The following is a 15592-nucleotide window of genomic DNA, read 5'->3' on the forward strand; positions in this document are numbered from 1 at the left end:
AGGCAACAGCGTTTGTCAGGGCGGGTGCGTCTGCGCCATCCCGATCGCATTTTCCTGGATCAGCCGCGTTGCCTCACCGCTTGGCCTGTGGCCACGGGTATCCAGGTCCCATGCTTTGATTGAACACCTGCACCCAAATCCAACTGCACGAATTTTATGCAAAGCAGGAACATAGAAGCATTACGCGAGTTAGGCACTGACCCATTGGACGTATCCTCGCATTCTGCGGTCTGCCTGGGTGGTCCTTGTTTTGTAAACGAATGCCAGGACAATGTATCGCTCGCAGCTTTTCGTACCTCTTTTTGGCCTGCTGTTGCTGATGGGTGGCCTGTTCCACGGGCACGAGGCCATGGCGCAGGAACCCTGTCCGGCCGATCACGATAAGCTGCTTGCAGCCCTCAAAGCCAACGTGAAGGCAAGCGGCGGACCAGCCAATGGCGGCTTTGAAACCAACGAATGGGCAGCCATCGTTGCCCGTGACGGCACTGTCTGCGCGATTGCGTTCAGCGGCCCCACCCCCGACTCGCAATGGCCGGGAAGTCGGCTCATAGCAGCGGAGAAAGCCAACACGGCCAACGGTCTCAGCCTGGCTCAGATGGCCCTCTCGACGGCCAATCTCTATGCGGGGGTGCAGCCCGGCGGACCGCTATTTGGCCTGCAGGAGACCAATCCCGTCAACCAGGCCGCGGCCTATACGGGCGATCCCAAAACGTTCGGAAGCGCCGGCGACCCGCTCGTCGGCAAGCCGATCGGAGGCGTCGTGGTGTTTGGCGGCGGGCTTGCCCTCTACGACGGCAAGAGCATTGTCGGCGGCCTCGGCGTTTCAGGCGATTCCTCATGCGCCGATCACAATGTCGCCTGGCGTATCCGCGCGGCGCTCGGCTTCGACAAGGTCCCGGCAGGCGTCAATCCAAATCGCAAGGATGCCATTGTCTACGATCTGGACCCCGGCGGCAAAAGCGCTTCGGGCTGGGGCCATCCGCTTTGTGCCGGAACGGAGGCCGACATCGCGGCCGAACTCGGCGCCGGCGTGGGAGGCTCGATCAATAAATGAAAGCTATGCCGCAGTTGGCATTAACGCGCGTTGACGTAGAACGACGTACCCGCAAATTGGCAGCCGGGAATTCCTTTGGCGCTATCCTTCTGGTGACGCTGCTCGCCTGCGTGCTGCTTCTGGGCGCTGCGTCCGAGCCTCCTAAAACACCAGCGATCGTACCGCCAGCCGCAGCCTCGCCACCCGATGACGGCCAATGGACGATGCCGGCCAAGAACTACGCGTCGACGCGCTTCAGCGAACTCTCCGAGATCAATGAAGGCAACGTCAAGAACCTGCAGGTCGCGTTCACGTTCTCGACAGGCGTGAACAAGGGCCAGGAAGCAGCGCCGCTGGTCGTCGGCAACACCATGTATATCGTGACGCCCTTTCCCAACTTCGTCTATGCGCTCGATCTCTCCAAGCCCGGCGCCCCGATGAAGTGGAAGTACGAACCCAATCCCGAGCCGGCGGCACAGGGAGTGGCCTGCTGCGACGTCGTCAACCGCGGGGTGGCATTCGCCGACGGGCGCATTTTTTTCAATACGCTGGACGGCCACACGATTGCCCTTGATGCGAACACGGGCAAGCCGATCTGGAACACTCATGTCGGCAACATCAACATCGGCGAGACCATCACCATGGCGCCGCTTGTGGTGAAGGGCAAAGTGCTGGTCGGCAATTCCGGAGGCGAGATGGGCGTTCGCGGCTGGGTAAAGGCGCTCGACGCCGGCGACGGTCATGTCGTCTGGATCGCCTATAGCACCGGGCCGGACAAGGACGTGCTGATCGGATCGGACTTCAAGCCGCACTACGACATGGACAAAGGCAAGGATCTTGGCGTCACGACGTGGCCGCCGGAAGCCTGGAAGATCGGCGGCGGCAACATGTGGGGCTGGATTTCCTATGATCCCGATCTGAACCTGATTTTCCACGGCACCGGCAATCCCGGACCATGGAATCCGGATTTGCGGCCGGGCGACAACAAGTGGACGTCTGGCATTTTCGCGCGCGATCCAGACACCGGCGCGGCGAAATGGTTCTATCAGTGGAGCCCGCACGACCTCCACGACTATGACGGCATCAACGAGCAGATCCTGCTCGACATGACCTGGCAGGGCAAGCCGCGCAAGGTGCTGATCCGGCCGGAGCGCAACGGCTATCTCTACATCCTCGACCGGACAACCGGCGAGGTGCTGTCGGCAAAACCCTTTGGTCCCGTAAACTCCAGCAAAGGTGTGGACCTGAAAACCGGTCGACTGATCGTAAATCCGGACAAGAAGACCGGCACCGGCAAGGTCGTTCGCGATATCTGTCCGACGGCGTCTGGCCTCAAGGACTGGCAGCCTTCCGCGTTCTCGCCGAAGACCGGCCTGCTCTACATCCCGCACAACAATCTGTGCATGGATGAAGAAGGCGTCGAGGTGAACTACATCGCCGGCACGCCCTATGTGGGCATGAACGTCCGCATGATACCAGGGCCCGGCGGTAATCGCGGCGCCTTCACCGCCTGGGACATCGCCGCGGAGAAACCCGCCTGGAGCCTCAAGGAGAATTTCCCGGTATGGAGCGGCGCGGTGGTGACCGCCGGCGACGTTGTCTTCTATGGCACGATGGAAGGCTGGTTCAAGGCGGTCAGCGCCAAGACCGGAGACCTGCTTTGGCAGTTCAAGACCTCGTCCGGGATCATCGGCCAGCCTATCACCTATCGCGGTCCCGACGGGCACCAATATGTCGCCATCCTCTCAGGCGTCGGCGGCTGGGCCGGCGCAATTGTATCGGGCGATCTTGATCCGCGTGACGCCACCGCCGCGCTCGGTTTCGTCAATGCCATGAAGGATCTGAAGAACGCGACAACCTCGGGAGGCACGCTTTATGTGTTCCGGCTGCCTTGATGAATTGTACTTGACCGTAGGTCCGGCGCGAAAGGCGTGTCAACGACTGGCGATCGGCATGGCCGCCATCGCCTTCGTGTTCTTGACGGCCACAGCCGACGCACGTGAGTTGAGGGTCTGCGCCGATCCGAACAACATGCCGTTCTCCAACGCGGCCGGTCAGGGCTTCGAGAACAGGATCGCCGAAATCGTTGCGTCCGATCTCGGCGCGAAGCTGACCTATACCTGGTGGGCGCAGCGCCGCGGCTTCATCCGCAACACGCTGAAGGCGGGCCTGTGCGATCTCGTGCCGGGCACGCCGAGCAACCTCGAAATGCTGCGCACCACCACGCCCTACTACCGATCGTCCTATGTCTTCGTCACCCGCAGGGACGGCCCCGACGTAGCATCGTTCAATGATCCGCGGCTGCGCGACATGCGGATCGGTGTTCAGCTCATCGGCGACGATGGCGCCAATTCGCCTCCGGTCCAGGCGCTTGGCCGCCGCGGTATCGTCGGGCACCTCGTTGGCTATCCGGTCTATGGCGATTATTCCGCCCCCAACCCGCCGGCGCGCATCGTCGAAGCGGTGGCGAGTGGCGAGATCGACCTTGCCGTGGTCTGGGGCCCCCTCGCCGGCTACTTCGCCGCAAGGCAGAAGGTGCCGCTCCGCATCACGCCGGTTGCGCCCCGCATCGATGGACCGCAACTGCCGATGATCTATGACATCTCGATGGGCGTCCGCCGCGAAGACGATGCGCTGCGCGGCGATGTCAATGGCGCCCTGTCCAGGCACAAGGTCGAGATAGATGCCTTGCTGTCACAGTATGGCGTGCCGCGCCTCGATGCCTCGGGGAGCCCGGTGCGATGAGAGCCGTTGTGGCCATGCTCCTGTTTCCAGTCCTGGCGCTCGCTGCCTGCCAGCGCGAGGAACGTGACACGCGCCCGCAATCGGCGCTCGGATCGGGCGAGCAGCCGACGCCTGTGACCACGCTGGAGCCCGGCGGACAGCGCCCCCCCGCCAGCGATAACAAGGCGGCGAGCTTCGAGGCCAACGCCTTCCATATGAGCGAAGGGAAACGGCTTTTCGGCTGGTTCAACTGTTCGGGATGCCACGCCAATGGCGGCGGCGGCATGGGGCCGGCCCTGATGGACCAGAAGTGGCTCTATGGCAGCTCGATCGAAAGCATCCATGCCACGATCCGCGACGGTCGGCCAAACGGCATGCCGAGCTTCCGCGACAAGATTCCCGACGACCAGATCTGGGAGCTTGCGGCTTTCGTGCGCTCGCTGAGCGGCAACGCGCCGTCTTCCGCCGCGCCGCAACGCAATGACGACATGATGGCGCATCCTTCGGAAAACCGCATGCCGGACGCGGCCACGCTGGGGAAGTCGCCGTGAAACGTCTCGTCTCGATGGCGTTCGCCACCGCCGGCGCTCTGTTGCTCCAGGGATGCGCGGGCTGGCAATCCGCCCTCGACCCGAAAGGTCCCGCGGCGAGCGAACTGGCATGGCTGATCTGGTTCTTCACCGCGCTCTGCGCCGTGGTGTGGGTGCTGGTGATGATCGCCCTCGTCGTGCCCTTGATGATGCGGTCGCGCGCGCAGGCGGAGCCGCTCGCGATCGAGGCCGGCGCCGACGACCGGAAGCTGCGCGCGGTGATGACCGCCGTCGGATTGACCGCCATTGTCCTGATCGGACTGACCTTGCTGAGCTTCTTCGCCAACAGGACGCTCGCCGCGATCGGCTCGGATGCCGCGCTGACCATTCGGGTCACCGGCCATCAATGGTGGTGGGAGGTGCGCTATGAGGATGCCACGCCAAGCCGCATCCTGACCACGGCGAACGAGATTCATATTCCCGCCGGGGAACCGGTGCGGCTTCTTCTGACCTCGACCGACGTCATCCATTCCTTCTGGATTCCGAGCCTTTCGGGCAAGCTCGACCTCATTCCCGGCCACATGAACGTGCTCGACCTCAAGGCCGACAAGCCTGGTGTTTACCGAGGTCAATGCGCCGAGTTCTGCGGGGCGCAGCACGCAAACATGGGTACCTTCATCATCGCCGAGCCGCGTGCGAAGTTCGACGCTTGGTGGAACGACCAGTTGCAGCCGGCAGCTACTCCGACGGGGGACGAGGCCAAGGCCGGCCAGGATCTGTTTCTGAAGCGCCCTTGCGTGGTGTGTCACAGAATAGGCGGCACGCCTGCCGGAGGAACGGTCGCCCCCGACCTCACCCATATAGCCAGCCGGCAGACGCTTGCCGCCGGGACATTGACGATGAGCCGCGGCAATCTCGCCGCCTGGATAGCCGACCCACAGGGCATCAAGCCCGGATCCCACATGCCGGTGGTGGAGCTCAGCGGCGACGAGCTCAACGCCATGGTCGCCTATCTCGAGGCGCTTAAATGAGCAGCGCGGACCTCACAAGCGAACGCGACCTGCCGCCGGTGCGTGAAACCTCTACCGCGGGCGACGTCGCACCCGAGCATGACGGACCGCGCGACACCGGCATGGACGATGCCAGCCTGGATCGCTGGCTGGCGCGGACATGGCGCACGCCCCCCGGCATCATCGGCGCGCTGTCGAGCGTCGACCACAAGGTCGTCGCACGGCGCTATCTGATCACCGCCTTCGTGTTTCTGTGCCTGGGCGGGCTCAACGCTGTCGCCATGCGCATCCAGCTCTCAGGGCCGCAGCGCGGTCTGATCGGCCCGGACCTCTACAACCAGCTGTTCACGATGCATGGTGTGACCATGATGTTCCTGTTCGCCGTGCCCATCGTGCAGGCGACAGGCATCTATCTCGTCCCGCTGATGGTCGGCAGCCGCAACATCGCCTTTCCCCGCCTGAATGCGTTCAGCTACTGGATCTATGTTTCGGGCGGCATATTCGCCTGGGTGTCTTTCGCGCTCAACATGGCGCCCGACGTCGGCTGGTTTGCTTATGTGCCGCTGTCAGGCCCCGAATTCGCGCCGGGCAAGCGGGCCGATGTCTGGGCCCAGATGATCACTTATACAGAAGTATCCTCACTGGCCGTCGCGGTGGCAACCATCGTCACCGTGTTCAAGCAGCGAGCCCCCGGCATGTCGCTGGACAGGATTCCGCTCTACGTCTGGGCAATGCTGGTTACCTCCTTCGTCGTCGTCTTCGCCATGCCCGCGGTGATGATCACCTCGACCTTCCTGATCCTCGACCGGCTGGTCGGCACACATATCTTCAACCCGGCCGAGGGCGGCGACGCACTGCTCTTCCAGCATCTGTTCTGGTTCTTTGGCCATCCCGAGGTCTACATCATCTTCCTGCCGGCGACGGGCATGGTCTCCGCGATCATCCCGGTCTTCGCCCGGCGTCCCGTGTTCGGGCATCTCGGGCTGGTCTTGTCGCTGATCGCCGTCGGTTTCCTTTCGTTCGGCCTCTGGGTCCATCACATGTTCGCGACGGGGCTACCCAAGCTCGGCGCCAGCTTCTTCACCGCGTCGAGCATGCTGATCGCCATCCCCAATGGCATTCAGATCTTCTGCTGGCTGGCGACCTTGTGGGACGGCAGGCCGGTGATGCGCACGCCGCTGCTGTTCGTGTTCGGCTTCTTTTTCATCTTCGTCATCGGCGGCCTCACCGGCGTCATGCTCGCTTCGGTGCCGCTGGACCTCCAGGTGCACGACACCTATTTCGTCGTCGCCCATTTCCATTACGTGCTGATCGGCGGTTCGGTCTTCCCGCTGCTGGGCGCGGCCTATTTCTGGTTCCCCAAGATCAGCGGCCGCATGATGAGCGAGCGTCTCGGGCGCTGGCATTTCTGGCTGGCTTTCATCGGCTTCAACGCGGCTTTTTTCCCAATGCATCTCGTCGGGCTCTGGGGCATGCCACGCAGGGTCTACACCTATCCGGCCGAGCTTGGCTGGGGCAACATCAACCTGTTCATCAGCGCCGGCGCGGTGCTCTTTTTCCTCAGCTTCGTACTGTTCACGTTCAATCTTATACACGGCGCGTTGAAGGGCGCACTGGCCGGAAACAATCCCTGGGATGCCGGTACGCTCGAATGGGCGACGTCTTCGCCGCCGCCAAGCTATAATTTCGCGCGGATACCGATTGTCACACATGTCGAGCCGCTCTGGGCCGAACGCGAGGCGCTGCCTGTGGCGACCGGTCTCCGCGTCGATGTCCGTGAGCTGTTGATCTCAACCGTGGCGGAAGCCCATCCCGACATTCGCGAGAAATCGGCGACACCGTCGATCTGGCCGCTGCTGGCGGCAATCGCCGTCGGCGGTACGTTTGTCTATTCGATCTTCACGCCCTGGGCGATCGTCTGGGGCGCTGCGCCGATTGCCATCACCTTGATCGGCTGGTTCTGGCCCAAGGACGACCCGGAGGATGAGGGATGAGTGAGCGTCCCAACTTGGATCTTTCCGCCCTCCCGACCTTTGGACATGGCCCCCGCAGTCCGACCTGGTGGGGAACGCTCGGCTTCATGGCACTGGAGGGGATGGGCTTCGCGCTGGCCGCGGGCGCTTATCTCTATCTCGCGACCTTGTGGCCCAACTGGCGTCTAAGCGCCCCGCACCCCAACCATTGGCCCGGAACGATCGTCACCATCCTGTTCATTATCAGCGTGGTGCCGAATCACATCCTCCACGGCCATGCCAAGCAATGCGCGATCGTGCCGGTGCGGATCGGGCTGGTGGTGATGTCGCTGCTCGGTCTGGCCCCGCTTGTCGTGCGCTGGTTCGAATTCCCGGCGCTGAACATCTACTGGGACACGAACGCCTATGGTTCGATGCTCTGGGTGCTGCTCGGGCTGCACACCACACACCTGATCACCGATGTCGGCGACACCATCGTTTTGACGGTGCTGATGTTCACACGCCATGGCTATAGCGGCCGGCGCTTCGGCGATGTCGGCGACAATGTCTTCTATTGGGATTTCGTGGTGCTGACCTGGATCCCGATCTATCTGCTCATCTACTGGATGCCGAGGCTAGGCTGATGCGTGCGTTGAAAATGGGAACGTCCTGGGCTGGTCTTCTGTCGGGGCCGATGGCTTGGGCAATCTCGACGCAGCTGAACTACGCACTCGTACCATGGCAGTGTAACCGCCAGGTGCCGGTGGTGCTTCCCGTGGCACTGGTGCTCGCCGTGCTTTCGCTGCTCGGCGGTGCCTTGTCATGGCGGGCGAAGCGGCAGGGCGGCGCCGCCTTCAAGCCTGAGCGCACGCGCAGCACCGAGCAGTTCGTCGCCGATCTCGGCATGCTTGCGGCATTGCTGTTTGCCCTCGTCATCATCATGCAAGGCAGCGCGGCTCTCATTCTCGACGAGTGCCTGCGATGAGCTTCGACGCGTTCTTCTCGACCTCGATCTGCTACGGCGCCGGCGCGCCCGAGGCCGGATGGACGCTCGCATTTCCCATCACGTTTCCGCTGGCCGCGATTGCCTTCCTTTATGCCATCGGAGCGACTCGGTTGTGGCGCCGCAGCAGCCGAGGCCGTCCCGAGCGGATGCGGCAGGCGTTGTTGTTCGCCGCCGGTTGGGGCGTGCTGACGGCAGCACTGGTCAGCCCCATCCATGCGCTCGGCGAGCGGGTGTTTGCCGCCCATATGATCGAGCATGAACTGCTGATGGCGGTGGCGGCGCCTCTCCTTGTCGCCGCGTGCCCAGGCGCAGTCCTGCTCTGGTCCTTGCCGGCCTCACTTCGCCGCGGAACGGGCAAGCTCACGCGCGCAAAGACGCTGCAATCGGTTTGGGCCCTGGTGATCCGCCCCCTCAACGCGACGATCATTCACGGCGTCGCCATCTGGATCTGGCACATTCCGGCGTTGTTCCAGGCAGCGCTCCAGCAGGGCTTTCTCCATTATGCCCAGCATGCGAGCTTCCTCGGCACAGCCTTGCTGTTCTGGTGGGCGCTCCTACCGCGCCCCGGTCGACAGCAAACCTATGGCAACTCCGTCATGCATCTTTTCTTCACCTCGCTTCATACCGGCCTGCTCGGTGTCCTGCTGCTGATGTCGCCCAAACTCTGGTATCCGGAGAATGGCGCCGGCGCGGCATTGTGGGGAATGACCGCGATCGAGGACCAGCAACTTGCCGGATTGGTAATGTGGGTTCCGGCCGGCTTGATCTATGGCGGCGCCGCCCTGCTGCTCGCCGGCCTGTGGATAAGCAGCAGCGCAACCAGGGAGGCAACACATGCGCTCCGACCTGGGTAGGCTGATCGGGGGCGCCCTTGCCGCAATCCTGCTGCTGACCGCGGCTGTAGCAGCGGCGACCTTGTGGTCCGACCGGCGCGACCGTGTCCGGCACGAGTCGGATGCGGCGACCGGGGGCGTAGGCGCTCGCGCCATTCCGATCATGAGGGCGAATGGCTGCTCCGGCTGCCATACGATACCCGGCGTGCCGGGTGCGCAAGGCCAGGTCGGACCCCGCCTGGACGGTGGCCTTGCCGACAGGGTCTTTATCGGTGGCCTGCTGGCAAACAATCCGGAGAACATGATCCGCTGGATACGCTCGGCGAGGGAAGTCAATCCGCACACGGCCATGCCGTCGACGAGGATCACCGAGCAACAGGCGCGGGACATCGCCGCTTATCTCTATGCTTTGAGGTAAATCAGCCCTCGCCGCCGCGCCGGGACCACAAGCCCCGGCCGGGGTCATAGCCGATGACCGCCGCGAGGAAGAAGGCGATGAGGCAGCCAAGGACCACAATCGCCGCGACAGGATCGAACCGCAGATAGAGCGCGAAGCGTATCAGCTCGACCGCCGAGCTGAACGGGTTCCAGGCGGCGATTGTTGCCAGCACCGGTCCCGCCTCGGCAAGCCGCCACAGCGGATAGAGCGCCGTCGAGGCAAAGAACACCGGAAAGATGACGAAATTCATGACACCGGCAAAGTTCTCCATCTGTGTCGAAACCGAGGAGACAAGCAGTCCGAACGCGCCAAGCATGAGGCCCGCCAGCACGAGCGCCGGAAATACCGCGACGTAGCCGAGAACGGGCGGCCGCACATCCCAGAAACGCGCGATCAACAGAAACAAGTAGACCAGCGGCACGCCAACGATCACGCTGGCCAGCAGGCGCGCCGCAAGCAGGTACCAGCGCGGCAATGGTGCGGTCAGCAACAGGCGCATGCTGCCCATCTCGCGATCGTAGACCATGGCCAGCGAACTCGCCATGGCATGGAAGAGCAGCATCATGGCCGCTAGCCCAGGCACCACATATACGTCATAGAGAACATAGGTCTGGTAGGGTGGCGTTATCGACAGACCGAGAACGGAGCGGAAGCCAGCGGCAAAGATTGCCAGCCAGACCAGCGGCCGTACCATCGCCGAGAGCAGCCGGCCGCGTTGCCGCAACGTGCGCAGCATCTCCCTGCGCAGGATGCCGTTGAGCGCGCGCACCGCGTGAGACGTTTTCATTCGGACTCCGTCAGCGACGCGAAGGCCTCGCCCGTGCTCGCTACACCGAGATCGGTAGCCAGGCGATCGGCGCGGCCGGCCCACCGCATTGTGCCTCGATGCAGCACCACCACATCGTCATCCGCCGTTAGTTCTTCCAGAAAATGTGTTGCCCACAGGACGGCAATGCCGCGCTGGCGGCAAAGCTCCCGCACGTGCCGCTCGAGCGCGTGGCGGCCCGGCACGTCGAGCCCGGTGGTCGGCTCGTCCAGCAGCAAAAGGCGTGGGCTATGCATCAGAGCGCGTGCTATCTCGACACGGCGACGCTGCCCCCCGGAAAGCGCTCGGGCAGGATCGTCGATCCTGTCCAGCACATCCAGCCGGCCGAGTTCGTGAATGGAGCGCTCCTTGCTCAAGGCCTGGCTAAGGCCATGCAAGGCCGCGTGGTAACGCAGGTTCTCGCCGGCTGTCAGATCGAGATCGAGGGTCGGCAACTGGAAGACGACGCCCATCTGCGCCAACGCGGCGGACGGGTTGACATCCATCGCCTGGTCGAAGACATGCACCGAGCCGGAGCGGGCGTGATAAAGACCGGTGATCAGCGAGAACAGCGTCGTCTTGCCGGCGCCGTTGCGGCCTAGCAAGATGCACATCCTGCCTTGGGCCACAGAGAAGGAGACGCCGTCGAGAACCCGCCGGCTTCCGAAACTATGGCCCAGATTCTCGACCGACAAGGCGTTCATGGCCCGATCACGAGGCCCCACGGTCCCCACCCCACCGGCAGCGATTTCACCACCTCCTGGTTTTCCAGATCGATAAACGAAATATCGCCGGAATTCCCGTTTGCGCTGACCAGGCGCTTCTGGTCGCCGGAGAGCGCAACGTGCCAGGGTCGTTGACCAACAAGGTAGAGCCGACGGACCGTCAGCGTTTTAACATCGACTTCCGCAATCCTGTTAGCGGGGCCGAGCGCCACATAGACGGTCGTGCCATCGCGGGACGTCGCCATACCGACCGCCTGCACACCCTCGCGTCGTATACCCGGCACCTCGAACTCGACTTTGCCGGTCTGCGCGCGCGTTGCCGTGTCGAAGACGGTGACGGTGCCCCGGATCTCCGAGGACACCCAGAATTGCTTACCGTCCGGCGAGAATAAAGCCGCGCGCGGCCGGGTATCGACCAGCAGATTGTCGACGAGTTCAAGCGTGCCTGCGTCGATCAGATGCACCATGCTGGTGGTCTCCGAAGTGCAGGCGACATAGCGGCCGTCGGCGCTGGCCGCCATTCCTTCCGGTTCGACGCCGACATCCACGGTGCCGATGACCTTGGCCGCGGCGATGTCCACCACCGACACCAGATTGTCATTCTCGTTGGCGACGAACAGCCGCTTGCCATCGGGATGGACTGCGAAGAATTCCGGATCGGCTCCCGAAGGCAGTTCCCCGACGACCCGCCGCTTCGCGACGTCGACCACGTCGATGCGGTTGTCGTCGCCTTCCGCGACGAAAAGCATCTTGTTGTCGATCGACAGCGCCAGCCCGCGCGGACGGCGGCCGACATCGATCGTCGCCAGCAAAGTCATTGTCACGCCGTCGACGACCGCGACGGTATTATCCTGCTCATTGGAAACGTAGATGGTCTCGGCGGCGGCGGGAGCAGCAAGAGCGAACGCCGCCAACAACAGCGTCATCAGAACTTGCATGTGCTCTCCTCCAGGTCGATGCCCAGCGTGTCGAGCGGCGTGCGCTGATGCAGGAAACCCGGTTGCGGTGAGCTGGAAATCAAGAGGCGAGGCCCGGCGATCAAAATGGGCTGGCGCATCTGTCCGTCCCAAGGACGGAAACTAAGCCCCTGCCCCTTGAAGCCAGCGAGAAGAAACGCGTCGCCGCGTATATATCTGCCGATTGCCGCGGGATCGAGACTGTGCAGGCGCGTCGCCGCTTCGCCGATACTGCGCACAGCGAGCCAGGCCGCGTAGTCGCTGGGCAACATCCAGCGCCCTGCCTGCCTGTGGAAACGGTCCTGCAGTTGCGTGGCGCCCCATTCCTCGCTGACAGCGCTCCAGCCTATGGCGACAAGCCCTTGCGTGCCGGCGACGATTCTCGGCAGCGCAGTGCGGCCCTCCAGATAGGCGCCGAATTCATCCGCCTCGTCGGCGACCACGAGCACATCATAGTCGCTGACCTGCGTGACCGCCGGTATTTCGGTCTGCAGCGTGACATGCCCTGTATCGGCACGTCCGTTGGCGGGCCTGAATGTCCACGGCTGGTCGATCGTGATCTCGGCTCCGAAGCGAGCCGCCGCCCGTCGAAAGGCCGCAGCCATCGCCTGATCCTGCGAATGCGGCCCCACAAGCAGGAACCAACGCTGCCAGCGCTTCCAGGCGAGATATTGCGCCAGCCCGTCGGCGAGCATGGCGCGGCTCGGGATCGTGTGCAGCACGTTCCGACGGCAGTCCTGCTGGCGAAGCTCGTCGTCCGGCGCCCGGCTGTTGAACAACGTCATCTGCTCGGCACCGGGCGCGGCACTGGCCTGTAGAAGCTGACGGGCGTCGAGATCGGCGATGACAAAGGCGATGCCGGCATCGGCGAATTGTCTTACCGCGTCGTCCGGCGTTTCGGTTGGTTTCAATATCCTTTCCTCCAGCCGAAATTTCTGCCCAAGAAACCGGCCGGTGCTTTCGTCGTCGGCAATGCCGAGCCGTGCGCCTTGCAGGCCGTCGTCGGTGACGGTTTCATCAAGGGGTCCAAGGGGCAGAGCCGGTTTGCGCTCCTGGCCGATATACCCGATCACCATCGTCTGTTGCTCGGTGACGCCAGGGCCGGTGATCAGCAAAAGAAAGAGAAGGCCCAGCAACAGTCTCATTGTGTCGCCCCCAGCCCAAAGCGCGACGATCCCGCTTCATCGCCACGAGAGATTGCGACATCGCGCACGATGCGCGCCGGCGATCCCTCCAGAACAATAACCCGATCACCCAGCGACGAGGCATATGCGAGATCATGCGTAACCAGCAGCGTGGTAGTCCGCCGACTGGCGAAACAATCCTGCAGCAGGCAGCGCATGGCTTGCGCGGTCGCCTCGTCGAGTGAAGCGAATGGCTCGTCGAGGAGGAGTAGCGCAGGCTCCATGGCGAGCGCCCGGGCAAGCGCTACGCGCCGCGCCATACCGCCCGAGAGTCGCTGCGGATAGCTCTTCTCATTGCCTTTCAGACCGACAGCGGCAAGCCACCGGGCCGCATCGGGCGCGCGATCCGGGATGGCCAGCTCTACATTGCGCAAGGCGGTGAGCCAGGGCAGCAGCCTCGGTGTCTGGAACAGCATGCCTATCGGAAGCGGTCGTCCGCTCACGCTGCCGCGAAATTCGCGGTCGACGCCCGAAACGATCGACAGCAGCGTCGACTTGCCGACACCGGAAGGGCCGGTCAGGACGCAGACCTGTCCGTCGGCTATATCAAGCGACAGCGCGCGAAAGATCGTCCGGCGCTGGCCGTCGTCACCGGGGAAAGTCTTGTCCTCGATCCTGATCCTCAGCATCAGCGTCGCCAGGCGAACAGACGACGTTCCAACGGCACAAGCAGTCCATACTCTATGGCAAGCATCACAACGCCGAAGCTGATCGCATAGGCAAGGATGTGGGTGACGTCGAAGTTCTGAAAATAGACCTGTAGCTGGAACCCGACGCCGTTGGAGCGGCCGAGCAGTTCGGCGAGCAACACGATCTTCCACGTCAATGCCAGCCCGCTGCGCAGGGTGACGAGAAAGAACGGCGCCAATTGCGGCAGCACGACATGCCGCAGCTTTGCAGCACGCCCGAAGCGATAGAGCTCAGCCATTTCGGCAAAGTCCTTGTCCAGCCGGCTGGCGCCTTCACGAATAGTCACCACGACATTGGGGATCTTGTTGAGCGCGACCGCAAGGACAAGCGCAGTCTCGGCAAGACCAAGCCAGATATAAATTACAATGACCGTGATCAGCGCCGGCATGTTGAGGAGTAACACGATCCAAGGCCTCATCCATATGTCGGCTCTGTGCGAGCGGCCTGCCGCGTAGCCAAGGGCCGCGCCGATGACGATTGCCGACCCGAGGCTTGCCACGACGCGCGCAAGCGAGATGCCCAAATGGTATGGCAGCTCGCCCCGAACCACTTCGTGCAGGAGAACCGAAACAACCTGGACCGGACCAGGAAACAGGCGATCGGCGGCGATCGATGATGCAATCTGCCAGACGAGCACCATGGTCAGCAATGCCGCAGTCGATTGCCAACGCTGCATTGTGATGGGGAACGCTGGGACATCGGTCATTGGCGCGAGCTCAAGCCGGTATGGCCCGGAAGACACCAGGATCGAGGCTCGTCGCCTTGCCGACCAGATCCTCGCCGCCCAATTCGGCCAGGATTGCAAACAACCGGGCCGCGCCATCACGTTCGTCTTTGCCGAACCGACGAGGGATTCCGGCACGATAGGCGGCGCGTAGCGCCGCCTGGAGGTGAGGATCGTCCGTGCCCAATTGAGGCGCGAGCACCCGCCATTCGTCGTCCGAAGACTCGAGCAGCGACTTCGCTGCCGCAGTGGCGCTCGTGAATCGCTCGAGGGCGATCGGGTTGGCCCGCGCCCAGCTTTCATGGAAGACGTAGCCGAGCATCGGCAAGTCCACGGAAACGCCAAGCCCCTGCAGGATTTGAGCGACACTGAGCAGAGGCCTTGCCCCCTCTGACTCGAGACGGGCGGCGAAATTCCAGAACGTCAGCAGTGCATCCAGTCGCCCCGCCAGAAATTCCTGCTCCAACAAGGGCGGCGCGCCGAACACTGGCTCCACCTCTTCAGCAAGATCGCGCTTCACCTGACGGAGGCCGAGCGCGCGCAACAGGATCCAGCTTTTGTCCAGCGGACCACCTGCGATCCCCAGCCTTTTGCCCTTGAGGTCCGCAAGAGTTCGAATGGGCGAGCCTTGCGGCAGTTCCAGCGCGCCGACGGCACGAGAATAGGGATAGAAGACCAGATCGGCGCCTTCGCTGCGCTGGCGCATGACCCAAACCCAATCCGAAACGATGACGTCGACGCTGCCCGCCAGCAATGCGGTCTTACCGGCTTCGGTACCGGCAAGCCGCTGAGCCTCGATTGATACGCCGTGCACGGTGTCCAACGCATGTCGCCGCATGACGTCAACTTCCCACGCGGCGGTGCCAAATCCCAGCACGCCAAATCGCACGAGCGGCGATGGCTGTGGCGCGGCTTCTGCGGGAGCACCCAATAGCCAGCAACAAATACCCGCAAGAGCGGCCCGCCGTGAGATGTGACCCT

General features: G+C 63.3%; 17 protein-coding genes. 10 read left to right on the plus strand and 7 right to left on the minus strand.

The features are described 5' to 3' along the window. The first annotated feature begins 271 nt into the window (after positions 1-271). From NLY36_RS06410 to NLY36_RS06455, 10 genes are read left to right on the plus strand one after another with little or no spacing between them, the layout of a single operon-like run. Positions 272-1054, plus strand: a complete 783-nt coding sequence (locus NLY36_RS06410) for a heme-binding protein (protein WP_023712209.1) — start codon at positions 272-274, stop codon at positions 1052-1054. Continuing rightward, positions 1051-2928 (plus strand): methanol/ethanol family PQQ-dependent dehydrogenase, encoded by a 1878-nt coding sequence (locus NLY36_RS06415; RefSeq protein WP_023691428.1) that lies wholly within the window; start codon positions 1051-1053, stop codon positions 2926-2928. The genes NLY36_RS06410 and NLY36_RS06415 overlap by 4 nt, the downstream gene beginning before the upstream one ends. A gap of 58 nt (positions 2929-2986) precedes the next feature. Further along, entirely contained in the window at positions 2987-3778 is a 792-nt protein-coding gene (locus NLY36_RS06420) for a substrate-binding domain-containing protein (RefSeq protein ID WP_023815901.1), read from the plus strand. After that, complete coding sequence (locus NLY36_RS06425) at positions 3775-4308, plus strand: c-type cytochrome (protein WP_023668011.1); 534 nt, start codon at positions 3775-3777, stop codon at positions 4306-4308. The genes NLY36_RS06420 and NLY36_RS06425 overlap by 4 nt, the downstream gene beginning before the upstream one ends. Beyond that, positions 4305-5318 (plus strand): cytochrome c oxidase subunit II, encoded by a 1014-nt coding sequence (gene coxB, locus NLY36_RS06430; protein WP_023736070.1) that lies wholly within the window; start codon positions 4305-4307, stop codon positions 5316-5318. Before NLY36_RS06425 ends, coxB begins: the two co-directional genes overlap by 4 nt. Beyond that, on the plus strand, positions 5315-7291 hold the full coding sequence (gene ctaD, locus NLY36_RS06435; protein ID WP_023736071.1) for a cytochrome c oxidase subunit I: 1977 nt from the start codon (positions 5315-5317) through the stop codon (positions 7289-7291). The genes coxB and ctaD overlap by 4 nt, the downstream gene beginning before the upstream one ends. Next, a complete protein-coding gene (locus tag NLY36_RS06440; protein WP_023687808.1) occupies positions 7288-7893 on the plus strand; it encodes a cytochrome c oxidase subunit 3 in 606 nt (201 codons plus the stop codon). Before ctaD ends, NLY36_RS06440 begins: the two co-directional genes overlap by 4 nt. Beyond that, entirely contained in the window at positions 7893-8234 is a 342-nt protein-coding gene (locus NLY36_RS06445) for a hypothetical protein (protein WP_023687807.1), read from the plus strand. The genes NLY36_RS06440 and NLY36_RS06445 overlap by 1 nt, the downstream gene beginning before the upstream one ends. Beyond that, positions 8231-9109, plus strand: coding sequence for a cytochrome c oxidase assembly protein (locus tag NLY36_RS06450; protein ID WP_023681114.1), 879 nt, complete (start codon positions 8231-8233; stop codon positions 9107-9109). The genes NLY36_RS06445 and NLY36_RS06450 overlap by 4 nt, the downstream gene beginning before the upstream one ends. Further along, positions 9090-9506, plus strand: a complete 417-nt coding sequence (locus tag NLY36_RS06455; RefSeq protein ID WP_023736072.1) for a c-type cytochrome — start codon at positions 9090-9092, stop codon at positions 9504-9506. Before NLY36_RS06450 ends, NLY36_RS06455 begins: the two co-directional genes overlap by 20 nt. Position 9507: 1 nt before the next feature. Here NLY36_RS06455 and NLY36_RS06460 read toward each other — a convergent pair whose 3' ends face one another. The 7 genes from NLY36_RS06460 to NLY36_RS06490 are packed head-to-tail and all read right to left on the minus strand — an operon-like array spanning position 9508 to position 15425. Continuing rightward, positions 9508-10314, minus strand: a complete 807-nt coding sequence (locus NLY36_RS06460) for a lanthanide ABC transporter permease protein PedC (RefSeq protein ID WP_023681112.1) — start codon at positions 10312-10314, stop codon at positions 9508-9510. After that, positions 10311-11036, minus strand: a complete 726-nt coding sequence (locus NLY36_RS06465) for a lanthanide ABC transporter ATP-binding protein PedB/LutE (RefSeq protein ID WP_023736073.1) — start codon at positions 11034-11036, stop codon at positions 10311-10313. Before NLY36_RS06465 ends, NLY36_RS06460 begins: the two co-directional genes overlap by 4 nt. Next, the gene (locus tag NLY36_RS06470; protein ID WP_245260255.1) at positions 11033-11983 is read right to left on the minus strand and encodes a PQQ-dependent catabolism-associated beta-propeller protein; all 951 of its coding nucleotides are present in this window, start codon (positions 11981-11983) and stop codon (positions 11033-11035) included. The genes NLY36_RS06465 and NLY36_RS06470 overlap by 4 nt, the downstream gene beginning before the upstream one ends. Next, the gene (locus NLY36_RS06475; protein WP_023736075.1) at positions 11983-13158 is read right to left on the minus strand and encodes a lanthanide ABC transporter ABC transporter substrate-binding protein PedA1; all 1176 of its coding nucleotides are present in this window, start codon (positions 13156-13158) and stop codon (positions 11983-11985) included. Before NLY36_RS06475 ends, NLY36_RS06470 begins: the two co-directional genes overlap by 1 nt. Continuing rightward, positions 13155-13826: an ABC transporter ATP-binding protein gene (locus tag NLY36_RS06480; protein WP_031249205.1), complete on the minus strand. Its 672-nt coding sequence runs from the start codon at positions 13824-13826 to the stop codon at positions 13155-13157. The genes NLY36_RS06475 and NLY36_RS06480 overlap by 4 nt, the downstream gene beginning before the upstream one ends. Further along, the gene (locus NLY36_RS06485) at positions 13826-14593 is read right to left on the minus strand and encodes an ABC transporter permease (RefSeq protein ID WP_023704600.1); all 768 of its coding nucleotides are present in this window, start codon (positions 14591-14593) and stop codon (positions 13826-13828) included. Before NLY36_RS06485 ends, NLY36_RS06480 begins: the two co-directional genes overlap by 1 nt. A gap of 10 nt (positions 14594-14603) precedes the next feature. Continuing rightward, the gene (locus tag NLY36_RS06490; RefSeq protein ID WP_245260264.1) at positions 14604-15425 is read right to left on the minus strand and encodes an ABC transporter substrate-binding protein; all 822 of its coding nucleotides are present in this window, start codon (positions 15423-15425) and stop codon (positions 14604-14606) included. Between the last annotated feature and the right edge of the window lie 167 nt (positions 15426-15592).

This window comes from Mesorhizobium sp. C399B, from assembly GCF_030323185.1.
Classification (GTDB): Bacteria; Pseudomonadota; Alphaproteobacteria; order Rhizobiales; family Rhizobiaceae; genus Mesorhizobium.